Source organism: Martelella sp. HB161492 (assembly GCF_013184775.1).
Taxonomy (GTDB): domain Bacteria; phylum Pseudomonadota; class Alphaproteobacteria; order Rhizobiales; family Rhizobiaceae; genus Martelella.
The window spans coordinates 115,555-133,846 of record NZ_JAATVV010000006.1; the positions used below are offsets into that span (position 1 = coordinate 115,555).

Annotated in this window: 11 protein-coding genes; 6 read left to right on the forward strand and 5 right to left on the reverse strand. The window is 61.5% G+C overall.

Going from position 1 to position 18,292, the window contains the following annotated elements; genetic code table 11:
• Nucleotides 1–330 precede the first annotated feature (330 nt).
• The 3 genes from HCK86_RS11550 to HCK86_RS11560 form a co-directional block, all read right to left on the reverse strand.
• Complete coding sequence (locus HCK86_RS11550) at nt 331–1,635, reverse strand: O-antigen ligase family protein (RefSeq protein WP_176084628.1); 1,305 nt, start codon at nt 1,633–1,635, stop codon at nt 331–333.
• 1 nt (nt 1,636) lies between these two features.
• Nucleotides 1,637–3,181, reverse strand: a complete 1,545-nt coding sequence (locus HCK86_RS11555; protein ID WP_176084629.1) for a hypothetical protein — start codon at nt 3,179–3,181, stop codon at nt 1,637–1,639.
• A gap of 119 nt (nt 3,182–3,300) precedes the next feature.
• Nucleotides 3,301–3,915 carry a response regulator transcription factor gene (locus HCK86_RS11560; RefSeq protein ID WP_176084630.1) on the reverse strand — a complete coding sequence of 205 codons (615 nt, stop codon included), beginning with the start codon at nt 3,913–3,915 and terminating at the stop codon, nt 3,301–3,303.
• 270 nt (nt 3,916–4,185) lie between these two features.
• Between HCK86_RS11560 and HCK86_RS11565 the strand changes: the two genes are divergently transcribed.
• Both HCK86_RS11565 and HCK86_RS11570 read left to right on the forward strand, forming a co-directional pair.
• Nucleotides 4,186–5,541: a WecB/TagA/CpsF family glycosyltransferase gene (locus HCK86_RS11565; protein WP_210259896.1), complete on the forward strand. Its 1,356-nt coding sequence runs from the start codon at nt 4,186–4,188 to the stop codon at nt 5,539–5,541.
• A gap of 147 nt (nt 5,542–5,688) precedes the next feature.
• Nucleotides 5,689–8,301, forward strand: coding sequence for an ATP-binding protein (locus HCK86_RS11570; protein WP_176084632.1), 2,613 nt, complete (start codon nt 5,689–5,691; stop codon nt 8,299–8,301).
• Between the two features lie 58 nt (nt 8,302–8,359).
• On the opposite strand, the gene HCK86_RS11575 is transcribed toward HCK86_RS11570, so the two are convergent.
• A complete protein-coding gene (locus tag HCK86_RS11575) occupies nt 8,360–9,550 on the reverse strand; it encodes a polysaccharide biosynthesis/export family protein (protein ID WP_210259897.1) in 1,191 nt (396 codons plus the stop codon).
• 245 nt (nt 9,551–9,795) lie between these two features.
• Between HCK86_RS11575 and HCK86_RS11580 the strand changes: the two genes are divergently transcribed.
• From HCK86_RS11580 to HCK86_RS11595, 4 genes are read left to right on the forward strand one after another with little or no spacing between them, the layout of a single operon-like run.
• A complete protein-coding gene (locus HCK86_RS11580) occupies nt 9,796–11,073 on the forward strand; it encodes an oligosaccharide flippase family protein (RefSeq protein ID WP_210259898.1) in 1,278 nt (425 codons plus the stop codon).
• A 2-nt stretch (nt 11,074–11,075) separates the two neighbouring features.
• Nucleotides 11,076–12,014, forward strand: a complete 939-nt coding sequence (locus HCK86_RS11585) for a glycosyltransferase family A protein (protein WP_176084633.1) — start codon at nt 11,076–11,078, stop codon at nt 12,012–12,014.
• Nucleotides 12,015–12,038: 24 nt separating this feature from the next.
• Nucleotides 12,039–13,028, forward strand: coding sequence for a glycosyltransferase family 2 protein (locus HCK86_RS11590; protein WP_176084634.1), 990 nt, complete (start codon nt 12,039–12,041; stop codon nt 13,026–13,028).
• Between the two features lie 16 nt (nt 13,029–13,044).
• Complete coding sequence (locus tag HCK86_RS11595; RefSeq protein ID WP_176084635.1) at nt 13,045–14,052, forward strand: glycosyltransferase; 1,008 nt, start codon at nt 13,045–13,047, stop codon at nt 14,050–14,052.
• Between the two features lie 147 nt (nt 14,053–14,199).
• Here HCK86_RS11595 and HCK86_RS11600 read toward each other — a convergent pair whose 3' ends face one another.
• Nucleotides 14,200–17,844 carry an autotransporter outer membrane beta-barrel domain-containing protein gene (locus HCK86_RS11600; protein ID WP_176084636.1) on the reverse strand — a complete coding sequence of 1,215 codons (3,645 nt, stop codon included), beginning with the start codon at nt 17,842–17,844 and terminating at the stop codon, nt 14,200–14,202.
• Nucleotides 17,845–18,292: the final 448 nt, after the last annotated feature.

Consider the following 18,292-nt stretch of genomic DNA (forward strand, 5'->3'; position numbering starts at 1 on the left):
CAATATAATATCGATAGAAATACGCTGAAATGATATATTCTACATGTCAGATAAATACAGCCTTCGATGATATGTTTTTTCAGAGCACTATCAGACCGAACAGAATCCGATCTTTCGCCTCCGTAAATTGACGCATTGTTTTTTAAAATGCTTATGATCAACGACATAGCTCGCTAACATATTTAACAAAAGTCGTTGAAAACTATAACAACACTATTTTTTTTTCAATTGCGCTAAATATAAATTGCTAAATATGTGTTTTTATTGAATTGGCTCAGATTTTCCGGCGCAATTCCCCGAAAACCGGCCCGGATAACTGAGGCGACAGTCTCACTCGGCAGCGCTGCTCTGGGCGCATTGCGCCGAAGCGCGGTTCTGGGCCAGCTTCATTTCCCGTGCATGGATGCCGAGCATCATCAGGGCCGGCCACAGCAGGTAGGCCTCGATTTCGATGTTCTCGCCGAATGTCAGGACGATCATCACGAACACGATCGACAGCGGCAACCGGCCGCGGGGATGTCGAATGCAGTCGATGATGACGATGGCCGTCTGGGCCAGCAATGGCAGCAGCAGCGCCAGAAAGCCGGTGAGGCCCTTGACGAACAGAAGGCCGAACCAGGTATGATGCGAGCCGATTGGCATGTGCTCGACAAGATGCGGGCCCGGCTGCACGGTGCCATGGCCGAACCAGTAGGCTTCCGACCAGCGATCATAGGCGATACGCTGCAATGCCTCACGCACGCGGGTGCTGTCGGCCCGGGCATTCTTGAAGGCATAGATCCCCCCTTCGATCATGGTGAAGACGGCGCCGCCGAAGATCGCCATCAAGGTCGCGAAGGCCGCCGCCAGCCGCCAGGCATAGATCTTTGCGATGAGCGGCAGCATGCGCGGGCCGACCGTGCAGACAACGACCCCGACGAGGCTCATGCGCGATTTCGTCAGCACGATCATCGCCAGGCCTGCGACAATCCCGCAGGTTTTCCAGAAAGGCTGTTTTTCCTCCAGCGCGAACGCCACCATGACGATCCCGAGAAGGCCGGCAAAGGGCGACCACGGTGCGTAGAACTGCCAGCGCGGCGTCCAGCTTGAGGGATCGAGCGTGTAGAAATAGACCGAGAAATATTCCGGTCCCGGCCCGCCGACGGCCTTCAGCGGCGACACGAAGATCCGTTCCGGCAGGCCGGCATAAGGGGCGGCAAACATGATCGGCAGCAGGATGAGCGTCCAGAGGCCGATGACACATTGGCCGCGGACCAGCGTCTCGCGCCGTACCTGAAGGATGGCGCCGGCGAGCGGAAAGAGCGCCAGCAGCGCCCATCCCTTGGCCCAGCCGACGCTAGACTTGATGGTCTGTTTCAGGCCGAGACCCCATTGCAGATGCCCGCCCCACAAGGCAATCAGCATGACCAGCATGCCGGCAATCCACAGCCAGACGATGAATGGGATCGGCCCCGTCGGCCGCAGCGACGGCCTGAGCGAGGGACCGAAATAGAGCGCGATGACGGCCAGCCCGAACAGCAGCCACCCGAGAACCGGGCCGACGACATAGAGCGCACCAACGGCATAGAAGAGCCAGGTGAAGACCAGCGTCTTGTAAACGATGGTCTCCGGCAGGTTGGCGGGTTGGAACGCCATCTCACTTGCCCTCGGTGAAGAGGCTGACCGCCCGCCCGAGGAGCGGCTGGCGGATCCATGCCAGAAGCAGGCTGAACAGCGCGAATGCGCTCCCCGCAACGCCGCCGGCGATCGCGATCTTGATGTTCGGCGAGGTCGGCTTGTATTCGATCGACGGGCTGCTGACGACCTGCACCATCGGGTAGGATGCGAAGATGTCGGACTTCGCCGTATTGATCCGCGCCAGGGCAGACGCAAATACGGCCTCTGCCACCTTGTATTCGCGCTGGAGCGCATCGAGCTTTGCAGCCGCATCCGAAAGCGAGCGGACACGCGCCGCGCCGCGTGCCAGCGATTGCTGCTTCGTGCTGATTTCGGCTGACAGTCCACGGGCTTCGGCGGAAAGGGTGACGAGCGAAGACAAAAGAGCGGCCCGCGGTCCGTCGGCAAGCGCGTCGACCTCACCGGCAAGATCCAGCGTATCGAAGCCGGCAAGGACCATGCCGCGGCTCGACAGCCGGTCGCTCAGGCCGGCGACGCGGTTGTTGGCGCCGACGATCTTCGGATGGTTCGGGCCGAAATTCACTGCCAGCCTGGCAAGGTCGGCCCTGTCACGCGCAAGAGTGTCGGCAAGGGTCACATATTCGGGATCGGCGCGCAGCTTCAGGACCAGAGCCGCCATGTCCGGTGTCGTTGCGAGCGACCTGCCGAGCATTTCAATGCGCTTCGTCAGCTCGTCGAGCCTCGCCTGCGCAGCAGCGATCTCGATCTGCAGGTCTTCATTATCGGCAATGATGGCATCATACTGTTCGTTGGATTTCAGGCCACTGTCGCGCTGCAGGTCGGCGATCGCTGTGCGGGCGTCGTCCACCTTGGCCTGATAGGCATCGATCGCCCCGACGACGGAGCTTTCGCGGCGCGCGATCTCATCGTTGCGCAGCTTGTCGAGTTCGACCAGGAATGCATCCAGCAGCGCCTTGTTGCGGGCCCGTGCCTGCTCCGGCGTTCCGCCCTTCACGGCAACCTGGATGAAACTCGTCTGGTCGAGCAGCTTGATGCGCGGCTGGCCGAAGCCTTCCGGATCGTCGCCGATGTCCTTTGCCGCCCGCTCGAGCACCTGCGGTGACGACAGCAGGCTCTGATAGGTCACCGTCGGGCTCAGGGTCGAGCTGGAATAGGCAGAATTGGCTGAAGAGGATGCCTGGCCGATATCGGACAGGTTGATCGAGGTCGATGCACCGGCGCCGGGCAGGATCAGCGCCATTTCGGAGGAGAAGGTGAGCGGCGCATAGCGGACATAGCTGATGACCGGCGCCCAGATTGCCGCCAGCATCATCGCGCCGAGCAGGACGTAGCGCGGCAGGCGACCGGAATCGGCGAGATTTCCGCCAGATGCGACACGCCACAGGCTGATCCGGCCGCCACGGCTGAGATGCAGAAGGCGCGGCAGGAAGACGGCCCCGCGCAATACGGACTTCAGCGATCGCAGGAGCCAGGCTGACGACCGGCTGAAGAGCGACATGCGGCGTGACGGATGCTGGGCGGTTTCTGGGCTGCTGGTCTTCATCAAACGGTCCCCCGGTTCGAGTTCGGGTTCTCAGATAAAGACTTTCGCGCATCCCCGGGCGGCACGATGGCACAACCGACGTGCCCATCCGCATGTCGGGCTACGCTTTCGGATAGGGATCAGAACAGGCCGGCATTCTTTGCGATCATCGCGGCCATGGTGCGATTGCGGGCGTCAAGCTTGCGGCACAGCGTCTTGACGTGGAGCTTGACGGTGACCTCCTGCAGATCGAGATCGCGCGCGATCTCCTTGTTTGACTGGCCTTCGATCAGCCCCTTCAGGACATCCATCTCGCGCTTGCTGAGCTTTTCTTCGAGGGGGTGTGTCGTCTTTTCCTCTTTTTCGGTCATGAACTGCACCGGCGCATATTGTTCGCCCGCCGCCATGAACCGCACCGCATGGATCAGCGACTTGGCGGGCAGGCTCTTGGGCAGGAAGCCGGCTGCACCCGAGGCCAGTGCCTGCTCCGCGACGGCACGCGAGGCTGTGCCCGAGACGATCGCGACCGGACTGCCGAAGTTCAGCGCCTTGGCCTTTTCCAGGCCTTCAAGCCCATTCATTCCCGGCATTGAATAATCGAGGAGAACGAGATCGAAGGGCGCCTCCTTGTTCATCAGCGCTGCAGCGCCGTCAAAATCGGCAGCGACGGAGATCCGCAAGTCCGGCTCGCTCGCAAGAAAGGCGCATATGGTGTCGCGCACCAGTTCGTGATCGTCAGCAATCAATATCTTCATCAGCGCCCATACCCTCCGCAGCCTATATTATCCATAACCTAACAAGTGATGGTTTGTAACCACTTCCAGCTGAGTTGTAACCTAAGGGATATGTGGAACCGCCGAAACCCGTCCTTTGGATAGGTTTCACATCCGAAAGCAGCGGGCATCACTTTGCCGGTGCCATCGCCTATGCTTTCAGCAGCTTCACCTCCCCTTCCTCGATAATGCGGCCCAGTCTCGCATCAGACATGTTCGCCTCCAACAGCAACACGCATGGTGGAGGGTCACATGGACGCTTTCAAGACAATCTCACTCTTCGGACTTCCGATCGTCAGCGCAACGCAGATGGAAGCTGTCGGCGGACTGCTCTCTGCACGGCACGAGAAGCGGACGGCCGCATTCCTCAACGCGCACTGCATGAACACGCACAAGGAGGATGCCTCCTATCGCTGGGCCATCAGCAAGGCCGATTATCTCCTGCCGGATGGCTCCGGCATGAAGCTTGCCGCCAAGCTGCAGAAGAAGAGCTTTGAAGCCAATCTGAACGGAACCGATCTTTTCGTGCCGCTTTGCACGGAGGCGGCACGCCTTGGCCGCTCGATCTATTTCTTCGGCAGCCAGGACGGTGTCGCCGAAGCTGCAGCCAACCGCGCCTGTGAAATGGCTCCGGGGCTGAAGATCGCCGGCACGCGGCACGGCTATTTCGACAAGGACAGCGAAGCTTCGATCATCGCGGCGATCAACCGGTCCGGCGCCGATATCGTGCTCGTCGCGCTCGGCGTGCCGATGCAGGATGTCTGGATTGCTCGCAACCGCCACAAGCTCGACGCCGCTCTGGTCATGGGTGTCGGCGCCCAGTTCGATTTCTGGTCGGGCCGGATGACACGCGCGCCGCTGGTCTTCCGCAAGGCCGGCTGCGAATGGGTCTGGCGGTTGATGATGGAGCCAAGACGGATGGCCAAACGCTATCTGCTGGGCAATGTCCGCTTCGTGATCAATGCCTATCGTGAAGCCCGCGCGGTGCGCGCCGGCGCTTCGGCGGCTGCACGGGTTCGCGGCAAGCGCCTGCTCGACATTGCGGTTGCCTCCTCGGCGCTCATCATGCTCTCCCCGCTGATGGCCGGTACGGCACTTGCCGTTGCCGCCACCTCGCGCGGCCCGGTCTTCTTCCGCCAGGTCCGCGTCGGCGAGAATGGCAAGTGCTTCACCATGTATAAATTCCGCTCGATGTATCGCGATGCGGAAGCCCGCCGCGCGGCGTTGCTTGCGACCAGCGACCGCGAAGGCATCTGCTTCAAGTCGCGCAAGGATCCACGCATCACCCCCGTCGGCCGGATCATGCGCAAGCTGTCGATCGATGAACTGCCGCAGCTCCTAAACGTGCTGAAGGGCAACATGTCGATTGTCGGCCCGCGTCCGGCGCTCCCCCAGGAGGTGGCGGCCTATGCACCGGAAGCGATGTCGCGGCTCGCGGCCAAACCCGGCATTACCGGCCTCTGGCAGGTCTCCGGCCGTGCCGAAATCGGCTTCGAACGCATGCTGCAGATGGACAATGCCTATATCCGCTCGCGCAGCATCGTGCTGGATCTCACCATTATCGCACTGACGGTGCGTGCGGTGTTTTCCGGTCGCGGCGCCTATTGAGCCCTGTCCTCGGTTTGACCAGCGGGCTGGCGCCATCGCGCGCCGGCCCGACCGCGCCACCGGTCTGGCAGGGCCATACTGTTCACCCAAGGGCCAGATGTGTCTCGCTTGAGGCTGAGACAACTCCAATCCAGTCAGGACGATCGCATGCACCACATCGCTGACATCAGCAGTTCCCCGAGACCGCGCGAACGGAAAGGTATCTATGTTGGCGCAGGGGTTGTCCTGCTTGCAGTCACCCTCATTCTGGGCCTGCTGGCTAACCAGCTGATGCAGGAGATCGCGCGGCTCAGATCGGCCTCCACCGACAACGTGCAATGGTCGATGTCGCAGATACAGGTTGAGCTTCTGGTGCTTGAGACGACCATCGATGATGCGATCCATGGTGAGACCGGGACCGCCCTTGATGCGGTGCGCCAGCGCTTCGACATTTTCTACAGCCGCATCAAAACCCTACAGCAGGGCGCCGTCTTCAGCAGTGTGACGCAGACAGCGGAAGCGCGCAGCCGTCTCGACAGGGTGGCAGATGCTCTCGATGGCGCGGTTCCGGTCATTGACGGGCCGGACCGGGCGCTGGCCGGGGCCTTGCCCTCCCTTGGTGCGCGTTTGAGCGAATTGCGCGGCGATATCCGCGCCATCGCGCTCACCGGGGTCCGCCTTCTGGCCGTGCAGTCCGACCGGGACAGGCAGATCTTCTTCGGCGTGCTGTTGCGCACTGCCATGGTGACGCTGGGTGTCATGCTATCGATGTTCCTCGCGCTCTTTCTCGCCGTATGGCAGTTTCGGGTCGCAAGACGGAGATCGGAAGACCTGCAGGCGCAGAACATGCTTTACGAAAGCGCGATCAACGCATCACTCGAAGCCATCATCGTTTCCGATGAAACCGGCAGCATCCTCGATTTCAATCCGGCGGCAGAACAATTGTTCGGCTACAAGCGGGAACATGCTATCGGCGTCGATGCGGAAAAACTCGTCATTCCCAAGGCGGACATCCAGCTTCATCGCAACCGGCGCGCGCAGCTGCTCGCGCAGTTTCGCAGCGGCGAGGGCAACCTCTCCGGCCGGCTGGAGATCAACGCGATGCGGGCCAGCGGCGAAGTCTTCCCGGCCGAAGTCTCGATTGGCCTCACCCGGCGCGGTGCAGGCCGGATCATCGTGACCTATATCCGCGACATTTCCGAACGCCGGATGGCACAGCAAAACCTCACCCAGGCGCGCGACGATGCGCTGGCGACGGCAAAGGCAAAGTCGGACTTTCTCGCCGTGATGAGCCATGAGATGCGCACGCCCCTGAACGGGGTCATGGGGCTGCTCGACATGCTGAGCGAGACCCGCCTGACCTGCAAGCAGCGCGATTATGTCGAAACGGCGATTGCTTCGGGCGAGATCCTGCAGGGCCATATCGATGACGTTCTCAACATCACCCGCATCGAGGCCGGTGTCACCCGGCTCAACCCGGAGCGATTCGCGGTCGCACCGCTTCTGACCGAGGTGAAGAAGATGAGCGACCCGGCAGCGGCATCACGCGGAAACGTCATTGACGTCGTGACCGCTGCGGATGCTGCGTCGTTCGACCAGGATCGCCATGGCCTGCGTCAGGTCCTGATCAACCTGGTCGGCAATGCGGTGAAATTCACCGAGAACGGCAGCATCGTCATCCGCGCCACCCCCTGGGGAGACGACGGATGGATCGAATTCTCCGTCAGCGATACCGGCATCGGCATCGGCGAAGGCGATGCTAAACGGATCTTCGATGATTTCGTGATGCTCGACCCCTCCTACAAGCGGACGGCACCCGGTTCGGGTCTCGGCCTTGGCATTTCGCGCCGGCTCGTCGACCTGATGGGCGGAGAGATCGGTGTGGAGAGTGTCGCGGGCAATGGCAGCCGGTTCTATTTCCGCCTGCCACCGCTTGCGGTCGCTGACGACGGAAAAACCGCCGTCGAAGCGAGCCGGCAGGCTGATCGGGCGGTGATCGAAGATTCGGGTCTTTCGGTTCTTCTTGTCGAGGATAATGAAACCAATCGTTTCGTGGCGCGCGAGATGCTGAAGACATATGGCTGCCGGATTGTCGAAGCCCATGACGGTATCGAAGGCGTGGAGAAGGCCGCGGCCGAGCGTTTCGATGTCATTTTCATGGATGTCAGCATGCCCCGGCTCGACGGCATTGGCGCCACCCAGGCGATCCGCAAAGGCGAGGGGCGCTCGCGAAGGACCCCGGTTATCGGCCTCACGGCCCATGCTCTGCCAGACGAGCGTCGCCGGCTTGAAGAGGCGGGCATGCGCGATTGCATCATCAAGCCACTCAGACGCGCCAAGGTGAGCGCCGTCATCGCCCAGCTGCTCGATCAGCGTCAGGTCGAAGAAGACGCTTCGCTCACGGCAGACGCGCCGGCCGGCGATCTTGACCTGATCGACCGGGAGACGCTCTCGGAATTGACCGAGACGCTGCCGGCCGCATTGATGGCGCGTCAACTCGAACGGTTCAGGAGCGAGCTTGCCGAGACTTCGGAGCGTCTTTTGCGCAGCACCGAGCCGACGGAAGACCTCGATGCGCTCGCTGGCTGCGCGCACAAGGTGGCAGGCTCTGCGGCGGTCTTCGGCGCGGTTGCACTGCGCGCCGCCTTGCTGGATCTTGAAACCGCGGCCAGATACGGCACGCGCGAAGAGCTCCAACCGCTCTGCCAAGCGGCAAACGAAACGCTTGCGAAGACGGTGAAGGCGCTAAGCGGACTGCCAGCCGAGCGCGAACGGGCCTGACGGGCCCTGGACCCCTGCAGCTTGAGGCGTCAAGCGGTCATGCGCGAACCGCCGGGTTCTAGATGATCACCCCGAGCGCTCCGATGATACCGAGCTTGGTCGCCAGATCGGTGATGTTGATCACCGAGGAATCGTAGCAGGCCAGCGCGTCGCCGGGCATCAGGTAAGGATCGAAATCGTCGCGATCACTGCGTCGCAGCAGGTCCTCGAGATTGCGTTCGATGACAATCGACTGACCTGTTATCGGATTGCGCGTGAACAGCACGGCGGAACGGTTGGAATTGGTGAGCCGCGCACCGCCGACGCAGTTCAGGCTGAACACCGCCTGCAGGAAGCGCGTTCCGTACCGCAATTCGACCGTATCCTTGGAAATGGCGGCCTGGGAATTGGATGATGCGGGCACCGAAAGGTTGGACATGAATACCTTGACGCCCGGCGGAGAGACGACCGACGGTGCGACGAGCTCCTCCTGGAAACAGCCACGGCTCGGAATTTCGACCTGATCGCCCTCCAGCAGGACGGGATCGGGATAGGCATGGCCGGTAATCGCCGGCCGCATGTCGTAGACCTTCCTCGATCCGCCACGCCAGACGGTGACGCGCGACAGATCCGCATCAGGGCGCACGCCGCCGGCCGACTGAAGGGCCCGTGCCAGACGCCGTTCGCTTGTCCGCCCGCCGAGCGTCTCCTGCCGCAGTCTGTCGAGCGATGTCGCGGCTACCGAGCCGACCGTCACCGATCCTGGCTCGAACACGGCACCTGCGACGAAAACCCGCGCCGGCGCGAAATCCATCACCCGGATCGAGACCAGCGGCACGGTATTGTAAAGCCCCTGATCGATCAGGGTACGCCGGACCGATTCCTCGACGGCGTCGACCGAGCGGCCCTTGGCATTGACAGGCGGCACATGCATCAGGCGAAGCATGCCGTCCTGGGACACCTCATACTTGCCCGAGATGACATCATCATCGGAAATCGACACGTCGATCAGATCGCCTGGCGACAGGAAATCGATATCGGGTGGCACGACGTGACTTCCGGCAGGGCCGAGTTTCTGATCGGGTGCGCAACGCTGTGCATTCATCAGAACCGATGATTTGCGAACCCGCTCGGCCTCGTCATCCGCGGTCGCGCGATACTGCGCCTGATAGCTTTCGCCCTGGCTGACATTCTCACTGTTTTCGATCGGTTGGAGTGAGGTGCACCCTTGCGCAAAGGCTAGGAGAGCGACGATCGCGATCCGGCTCACTGCCGATTTCAGATGGTTTTCCAAACGCAGTTACCCAATTTGCAAAGCGGCTTTTATCTGCCGCCACCGAGACGCCCAGTAATCACATGGTCCCGCAGCCTGTCCCCTATGCCGAAGTATAGAAGACTGCGCCCGATGGGCATCCTGCTGACCTTCGGCACCCAACCGGGCCGTCCTCCTCTCTTCTATAAGCCTAACACAACAGAAGCCGACGTCCACAGATTGTAACAAGACGGGAATGCCTGATGACCGCGCTCAGAAAAATGATTGCAGATACAGCCGATTCACCGCTCCTGCGCGGTGCTTCTGCCTATCTGGCATCGGAGGCCGCCGCCAAGGTGTCGCGCCTGGCTGTCGTCGTCGTGATGGCCCGTTTCCTCTCTCCTGCTGAAATCGGCATTGCCGCAGCGGCCATGGCCGGTTCTGACATTCTGAAATCGCTCGCCGAAAACGGCGTCGGCCAGCGCATCATCATCGCCGATGACCGCGACGTTGAGGCCGTTTGCAAGCAAGCCCACCGCATCTTCTGGGTCTGGTGCTCAGGCCTCACACTTCTGCAGGTCGCCGTCGGCGCTGGCGTCTGGCTTGCCGGCGGCAGCGTGATGACCTTTGCCCTGATGGCCCTGCTTGGCCTGGAGTATCTGTTCATGCCGGGCGGCCTCGTCCAGTGTGCGCTCGCCATGCGCAAGGGCATGCTTGCCCGAACGGCGGCGGTATCCGGCGCCCAGAATGTCAGTGCCAACCTTCTGACTTGCCTTCTCGTGGCGCTGTTTCCGAGCCCTCTTTCGGTGGTGCTGCCCAAGCTGATTTCCGCACCCGTCTGGCTGGTGGGGATGCGGCGCCTGGTCGCCTGGTCGCCTGCTGCGGACGTCACGCCGGCTCCGCTTTCCGCCTTCCTGCGCTTCGGTGCCTCCGTGCTCGGCATTGAATTCGTCAAGGCGGTGCGGGCGCAGGCCGACAAGCTGATCGTCGGCGCCGTCCTCGGCACAGAGGCCCTCGGCATCTACTTCTTTGCCTTCAATGCCGGGGTCGGGATCTCGACCTCGCTGGCAACGGCGCTGTCGACGGTGCTGTTTCCCTACCTGTCGACCAGTGATGACCGGAAGCTCGCCCTCAAGCGCGCCCTGATGCTGGCAATGGCAGCGATCTCCGTTGTCGCCCTGAGCCAGAGCTTCGCCGCATCCCATTACGTATCGCTGGTCTTCGGCAGCAAGTGGGCATCGGTCTCGCCGCTGGTTGCAATCCTCTGCCTGACGGCAATCCCGAACATGCTGTGGTCGGTCGCCGCCCAGTGGCTGCGTTCGTCCGGCCGTGCCGACCGGGAACTGCTCCTGTCGATGATTTCCGGCGTCACCATCACCGGCGCCGTCATCATTGCAGCGCCGCACGGTCTGCACGCCCTTGCCTGGACGACCCTCGCGGTTGCAACGGCTGCGCAGGTCGCCGTCTCGCTGCCGGTGCTCATGAAAGCCTTCGGTGTCCGCACCGGCGCTGTCTGCAACCCCACTTTTCAGGGAGCCTGATCATGCCGAAATTTTCAGTTGTCATTCCTTGCTACAACGCTGCCGCGACGATTGCCGAAACGCTGAACTCCGTGCTCGGCCAGACCTTCCCGGACTTCGAGGTGATCGTCATCGACGACGGTTCGACCGATGACACCGTTGCAATCGTTGACCAGTTTGTCGGGCGCAACAGCCGCATCCGGCTTGTACGGCAGGCCAATCAGGGGCCGAGCGTGGCGCGCAACCGCGCCGTCTTCGACCATGCCGCGGGCACGCTGATCGCCTTCCTCGATGCCGATGACGTCTGGCCATCCGGTCGCCTCAACGCCTTCGAAAAGCGTTTTGCCGGCGAAGATGCTCCCGATGTCGCCTATGGCCGGGTCGCCTTCTTCAGCACGACCATCGCGGCCGTAGAAACCCAGTCGACGGTGTCGCAAGCATCGCTCACTGTCGCCGACCTGATTGCCGAAAACGAAACCTGCACGATGTCGAACATCGTCGTCACACGCGCAGCCTTCCTGGCCTCCGGCGGTTTCGATGCCGGCATCGTCCATGGCGAGGATGTCGAGTGGCTGGTGCGTCTTGCCGCCGCCGGCCGGAAGATCGCAGGCATCGACCAGCTTGCAACCTTCTATCGTGCCAGCCGCCGCGGTCTGTCATCCGACCTCTCGGCGATGCGTTTTTCGTGGGAGACGGCGCTTTCGACCGCGCTGAAGCTCAATGTCTCGCTGACAAAGCGGGAGATCGCGGCGGCGGAAGCAACGCATCTGCGCTATCTCTCCCGCCGCGCGCTGCGGCTTGAAAGCACGCGCGGCACAGCGCTCAAGCTGGCCATCAAGGCGCTGCAGCTGAGCCCGCGTGCCTTCTTCAAACAGCCAAGCCGCGGTCTGCTGACGCTCGGCGCGGCGACCGCCGAAGCCCTTTGCCCAGGCGCCTTCCGGCGTCTTTCGGCAAGCCACTAATCAATCGCTCAGGAGATAACGACCATGAACAACCCGGCAGCCAGCATCATTGTTCCCGCCTATAATGCGGCGACGACTATTCGTGAAACGCTCGATTCCCTGCTCGACCAGACATTTGCCGATTTCGAGATCATCGTCGTCGATGACGGCTCCTCGGACAGCACGGTGGCTATCGTCAAGGGCTATGCAGATCCGCGCCTTCGCCTGATCTCGCAGTCAAATCGTGGCCTCGCCGGCGCTCATAACACCGGCATTGCAGCCGCAAGAGGCGCCTATGTCGGCTTTTGCGATGCCGATGACCTGTGGCTGCCGGAAAAGCTCGAGCTGCATATCCGCCATCTTCAGGACAGGCCGGATGTCGGCATCAGCTTCTCCGGATCCCGCATGATCGACCGGAACGGTAAGCCCGTCGGCCTCAATCAGTCGCCGAAGCTGAAGAACATCAGCGCCGCCGATGTCTTCTGCCGCAATCCGATCGGTAACGGTTCCGCCGCCGTCATGCGCATGGAAGCGCTCAGGGCCTTCGCCTATCGTCCCGCTGGCGAGACCGAACGTGACTGGTGGTTCGACGAGAATTTTCGCCAGTCCGACGACATTGAGGGCTGGCTGCGCTTCATGGTGACGCAAGACTGGAAGATCGAAGGCATTCCCGGCCACCTGACGCTCTACCGCATCCATGTCGGCGGGCTCTCGGCCAATGTCGAAAAGCAGTTCCAGACCTGGCTTGCCATGCGCGACAAGCTCGCACGGCTGGCGCCGGGACTGATCGAGCGCCATGGCGACCGCGCCGCAGCCTACCAGCTGCGCTACCTCGCGCGGCGCTGCGTCTCCATGCGTCAGGGGCGTGCCGCGCTCGGCTATGCGCTGCGCTCGCTGAAGGCTTCGCGCCGGCCGTTCATCGAGGAACCGGTCAAGTCCGTCGTCACCCTTGTCGCCGCCGCCATCATCGCCGTCGCCGGCGACGGCTTGTACAGCACTGTTGAAAACCGCCTGCTCGGCACCAGCAACGCCTGAATTGAGGAGAACTCCCATGACCGTTTACCACCTCGTCGATGATGCCAGTTTTGGCGGTGTCAACCGGATGCTTGATCACCTCACCCGGATGGCCGGGCAGAACGCTGCGGGCCACCAGATCGTGCGCATCAAGCGCGGCCAGCTCTCGCCGCCCCGCCTTGCAGGCGTCAGCCATGTGGTTTCGCATCTGTCGATCTGCTGGAAGAACATGCCGCTGATCACCGCCCTTCGTGCCCGCTATGCTGGCGTTCCGCTCATTCATGTCGAGCACAGCTATTCGGAACGTTTCGTTACGGCACGGGTCGAAAACCGCGATCGCTTCGAAACGCTGCTCTCAGCAGCCTATGCGCTCTTCGACAAGGTCGTGGCCGTCAGCTGGCAGCAGGGCCAGTGGCTTGCCCGCAAATTCGTCAGCGAAGACCGTCTCGAGGTCATCGAGCCCTGCGTCGCGCTTGACGCGTTCTTTGCGCTGCCCGACCGCTTGCCCGCCGGCAAGACGGTGATCGGCGCGATCGGCCGGTTCGACATGCAGAAAGGCTTCGACATTCTGATCGAGGGGCTGCGCAAATCGGATCGGCAGGATATCGAACTGCATCTCTTCGGCTGTGGAGAGCAGGAAAAGCAGCTTCGCAAGCTTGCCGGACAGGACCCACGGATCGTCTTCTGCGGCTATGCGGAAAGCCCGGCCGCGGCCATGTCAACCTGCGATGTGATTGCCATGCCCTCGCGCTTCGAGCCCTACGGACTGGTCGCACTCGAAGCCATGGCGGCCGGACGGCCGGTGATCGCTTCCGACGCCGACGGCCTAGCCGGACATATAGAAAACGGTGCCATCAATGTCGGCGACAACACACCGGATGGCTGGCGTCACTTCCTGGATGGGTTAGAATTCCGGACCATCCGCCCTGGTGAGGCTTCCCGCCGCAAGCAGGCCAGAGACGCCGAGCAGCGGTTTGCCAAGCGCTGGCTGCATCTCCTCGACGTGCTGGCCGAAGACACTCAGCAGTTCCAGGCCGCCGCCTAGAGCGCCGTGCGTCCTTTTGGACGCATCAGGACGCTCTATCTTATCGGTTCGACGCATCGGCTGGCGGTTGCCGTCGGTGCGTCTTCTGCCTTCGTTGCGGCCGTGGCCAGAACGCCTGACGGAGCAGGAAAGCTGGCCGGGAGCCTCTCACCACCGGACCTTCAGGCCAACATTGCCGCCATAGCCAAAAGAACCGGTATCAAAACCTGTGGCGGCGCTGAGCTCTGCAAAGACGCTAATCGCCACATTGCCGGCCTGCCAGCCATAGGAGCCGCCCAGTGACAGCGTCCCCGACCAGTCATCGGGAACCGAGGCCAGATTGTAGATTTCGTCGACAACGACATTTGTGCCATCGAGGAATTCATGGTCGAGACTGGCCGTGCTGTAGAACCGGGCCGAGCGCGGCGCCCCCGAACCATCCTGCCATGACCTCAGCGTTTCGATGCCGATCCCGATGCGACCGAGCAGGCTCTGGCCATCGTCGAAGCTGACCGCCTCTCCATAAGGGCCGGTAAAGCTGTCGATCGAAACCGAGGTGAATGCAAGCTGGGCCTGCGGCGTCAGCGAAATTGTGTCGGTCAGCATGAAGCGCTGTCCGACCTCGGCGGAAAGCCCATAGCCTGTCGCATCGCTGTCGCCGGGCGACATGATCTCGCCATCTGCCTTGAGTTCGCTGGAAAACAGCGTCATCTCGGCCAGACCATCGGCATAGAAACCATTTTCGCCGAACCAGGTGACCGTTGCTCCGAGACCCCAGCCATCCGTATGGATCTTCGAATTGCCGTAAGCGGAGCGGACCTTCGCCTCGCCATTGGCGTAGTTACCGGTGAAGCTTGCCACAAGCGCGCCGGCGGCATTGTCGAAAAACAGCCCGTCAAGCCCCGCCTGCATGCGCGAAGTCGACAGATCGTCATCATAGCCGGTGGTAGACTGTCCCGGATCGTTGTGGCTGAAGGAGCCGCCGAGGCGTCCCCACAGCGCCGCCGGAGCCGGCCCCGACGACAGCGCCTCGCCATGCGCGTAGCGCCCTGCCGAACGGGTCTCCAGCGAGGGTATGGCCATCATATCCAGAAGCACGGATGGATAGGCTTCGTAGAGCGGCACATAGGGCTGAAGCGAGATGCCGGCCGACACGAGGTCGGCCATGCTGGCCTGCGCCAGAAACGCCTCGTCGAACCCGGCCTCAATGCTGCCCGTGCTCAAGAATGGAAGCAGATAATAGCCGCTGTCGAAGACGCCGAATATGCTGTCGTAATAAAAGAGATCATAATTGAACAGCCGCGAACGGAAACCGCCACCGTCGAGCGCGAAGGCATCGGCTGAGGCGGACGCCCCGGTTTCAAGCTGTACCAGCTCATAGATATGTGGCCGCAGACTGCGGCCTGTGGCATTGAGGCTGAGAACGGTCGTGCCGAACACATCCCCGCCGATCACGATGCTGTCATTGCCGCCAGCGCGCGATATATCGAGTGAAACCAGCGCCAGCCCGCCTGGCACGTCGTTGCCGTAATAATCGCCATCGATGGTCAGCACGCCGCCGATCGCGCCATCGGCCAGCGCGATGGTGCCCCAGTTTCTGACATCGCCAAGAACCTCGAGCTGGCTCGATGCCGGCTGCGCCAGCACGCCGCCGGTCAGCGTCAGATGCCCGCCGAGCTGAACGGCGCCATCGGCGCTGTCCGGATCGCTGATGAAGGCGGTGCTGGTGCCCTGATCGAGGATGAGCGTGCCCAGAACGCCGTCATCGGCATAGGCCGAACGCAGATCGAGCGCCATCAGTCCGCTTGCCTGCAGATCGGCGTTGACATCGGAGAAGATGACATTTTCGAAGGCCGTGATGGCCGCTCCGGAAATCGTGCCGTAATCGCCTGCCTCCAGCAGCAGCGTATCGGCGCCCGCGCCACCGTCGAAGCTGGCTTCGGAAATTGCCTCCGGATTATCGGTGAGCACGATGTCGAAGAAATCGTCGCCGCCATCACCGAAAACACCACCGACAAAGCTGCCGCCCGTCCAGGTGAACTGATCCGTCCCTTGGTTGAGCGTATCGGCAGACGAACCGTTGACGCTGTCGAAATCGCCGTAGATATTGCCGATCCATGTGCCATCGGCAATCGTGACATTCGAGGATCCGCCGCCCAGCATGGTATCGCCGATGACGACGCCTTCGCTGGTGATGGTAATCGTGTTGCCGGCGGCATCAATGGCGTTGACAAAGGCATACTGAACGATTTCGACCGTGTCGGGCAGCGAGTCCAGATCAGGATCGGTATCGACACTGATCGTCGTGCCCGAGTCTATGGTCATGGTGATGTCGCGCACGCCCTCCACACCGAAGGTTTCATCGTCGAGCATGCTGATTGCCGAAGCGACGTAGCGTCCCGAAGCAACCGGATCGGCCAGTTTCACTTGCGTCGAAACGCCAAGCAGGTTGAGAGAGAGTGAACTGTTCGCCGCAGCATCAATGAGAACCGCTGTGGTGCCCGCGCCCGTGGCATTGATCGTCGTATCCTCAATGGAGGCTGTGTTGGCTCCCGAAGCGCCGGCCCGCGTGACCAGTTGGAGGCCGGTGGAATAAGTTCCCTCGACCGCGATAGCGCTGCGCTGCACGGTCGTGCTGCCGGCTGAGCGGATCGCAGTGGCATAGTCTGCTGCGGCGTTGACCAGACTGTTCGAAACCGAGAGCGATGCATTGGTGCCGGAACCACCCGACGTCGAGAGGGCGGTGATCATGCCGGAGCCATCGTCGAGCGCGCTGATCTCATAGCTGTCGACCGCAATCGAGGCGAGCTGCCCTTCGGCCCGAACAAGGCCGGCGGCGGAGCCCACCGCACTGATCGTGCCAGAGCCGCCGAGGATGATTGTTGCGGTTCCGTTGGCGGCCTCCGCAACAACACCCGCCATCAGGATTCCCGGTTCTAGACCCTGAGAATTGGTAATCGAGATACTCGCGTCGCCGTTTGCCGATGTCGCCCTTATGTTGAGCGGATGGCCCAGATCTCCTATAACGGTGACATCGGCAATCGAAATGGTCGCATTGCCAGATGCATTGGCCGCAGTCGTTTCGGCCAGGACAACATCCGCACCGTCGCTGTAATTGCTGATCGTCATCATGGCGTTGCTGAGCGATATGCTTGCATTCCCCGATCCGCTCGCCTGAGCATGCAAGGGGGCCTGACTAAAATCGGTGGCGGTGAAAGCACCGAAATCAGCGGTGGTCGTATCTCCAAAATCAATATCGATGATGGCATCGCCGCTGGCGTCGTTGGACGAGGAAATGCTCCCGGTGATATTGATGGTCTGATGGGCGTCGGTAGACACGATCCGTGCATCGCCCGATGGTCCTACGGACGTCGTCGCGTAGAGACCGAAACCACTGATCACCGTAGGACCGTCCCCTAGCCCCAGAGTGATTTCTGCATCGCCGACAATCGTGTAGGCGGTGATGGTGTGGCTCGTACCGACAGCGGAGACGCTGCCGAGCATGATTTGTCCATCACTCTGAAAGGCCATCAGCTGAATGTCACCATTGACCGAACTGAGCTGCGGTATGACGATCTGCCCATCGACTTCGTCGGCCAAGCTGTACGCCACAAGATTTACCTTACCCGTCAGCAGCGTGTCGGGATTGCTAAACAGGATCGTCAGCGTTTCGAGAGGGGCATAATCGATATCCGCGTAGCTCGCTGCATCGCAGATGACGACTCCATTTTGAGGCTCGCCGCATTCATCATCGGCCATGGCCGGCGATAAGCTGCCCCAAAGAACTGCCAGCAATGACACCGAGGCAAGCATGGCGGTTATTCCCGCAGCCCTCCGATGATCCTGCTTCAGGCCTGAAATTCCATGAAAATTATTTCCGCGATGCATCGTTTCGCCTTTCAATCCGATTTGCGGGGATTGAAACGACGACAGACGGTGAACGCAATCTTACATTGCAAAATATTATACTGTATCCGGTGGTTGTGATGCAAATTTGCAACAACTGCGCGAGGACTCTCTCCCGAGAGAACTCGGGCGCAGAGAACCAGGGTCGCTGTCGGTATGGGCCAAGCGATGCCAATGGGTCGGTCAGGACGGTATGAAACCATCAGGACCCGGATGCAGTCAGCACGGCAGGAAAGGTGGACGCGGAGGTCCGGCTTCTGTCGCGCAGCTGCGCTCAAGTGAAATATGTCCCAAAGCGCATCCGCCGTTCAGGCCGGAAGGATGAGCCACGAGATATCAGGATCAAATGACAGAC

Coding starts and splice junctions, on each gene's coding strand:
- HCK86_RS11550 (WP_176084628.1), bottom strand. CDS start 1,635: ATGGCGTTCCAACCCGCCAACCTGCCGGAGACCATCGTTTACAAGACG.
- HCK86_RS11555 (WP_176084629.1), bottom strand. CDS start 3,181: ATGAAGACCAGCAGCCCAGAAACCGCCCAGCATCCGTCACGCCGCATG.
- HCK86_RS11560 (WP_176084630.1), bottom strand. CDS start 3,915: ATGAAGATATTGATTGCTGACGATCACGAACTGGTGCGCGACACCATA.
- HCK86_RS11565 (WP_210259896.1), top strand. CDS start 4,186: ATGGACGCTTTCAAGACAATCTCACTCTTCGGACTTCCGATCGTCAGC.
- HCK86_RS11570 (WP_176084632.1), top strand. CDS start 5,689: ATGCACCACATCGCTGACATCAGCAGTTCCCCGAGACCGCGCGAACGG.
- HCK86_RS11580 (WP_210259898.1), top strand. CDS start 9,796: ATGACCGCGCTCAGAAAAATGATTGCAGATACAGCCGATTCACCGCTC.
- HCK86_RS11585 (WP_176084633.1), top strand. CDS start 11,076: ATGCCGAAATTTTCAGTTGTCATTCCTTGCTACAACGCTGCCGCGACG.
- HCK86_RS11590 (WP_176084634.1), top strand. CDS start 12,039: ATGAACAACCCGGCAGCCAGCATCATTGTTCCCGCCTATAATGCGGCG.
- HCK86_RS11595 (WP_176084635.1), top strand. CDS start 13,045: ATGACCGTTTACCACCTCGTCGATGATGCCAGTTTTGGCGGTGTCAAC.
- HCK86_RS11600 (WP_176084636.1), bottom strand. CDS start 17,844: ATGCTTGCCTCGGTGTCATTGCTGGCAGTTCTTTGGGGCAGCTTATCG.